Genomic DNA, 248 nt, shown 5'->3' with positions numbered 1-248 from the left:
GGTAGCGGCGGAGGGGATCGAACCCCCGACCTCACGGGTATGAACCGTACGCTCTAGCCAGCTGAGCTACACCGCCAAAAAACAATTAAAATCAAGTGGAGCCTAGCGGGATCGAACCGCTGACCTCCTGCGTGCAAAGCAGGCGCTCTCCCAGCTGAGCTAAGGCCCCAAAATGGTCGGGAAGACAGGATTCGAACCTGCGACCCCATGGTCCCAAACCATGTGCTCTACCAAGCTGAGCTACTTCC

Annotated in this window: 2 tRNA genes; both read right to left on the bottom strand. The window is 57.7% G+C overall.

Annotated elements, in window-relative coordinates:
* Window positions 1-2 precede the first annotated feature (2 nt).
* Window positions 3-76: transfer RNA gene (locus SB847_RS21845), tRNA-Met, on the bottom strand.
* 20 nt (window positions 77-96) lie between these two features.
* Window positions 97-169, bottom strand: a tRNA-Ala gene (locus SB847_RS21840).
* Window positions 170-248 lie beyond the last annotated feature (79 nt).

This window comes from Bacillus sp. SIMBA_026, from assembly GCF_046535335.1.
Classification (GTDB): Bacteria; Bacillota; Bacilli; order Bacillales; family Bacillaceae; genus Bacillus; species Bacillus velezensis.
Note: the sequence above shows the minus strand (reverse complement) of the source record. Positions and strands in the feature narration are given on the sequence as shown.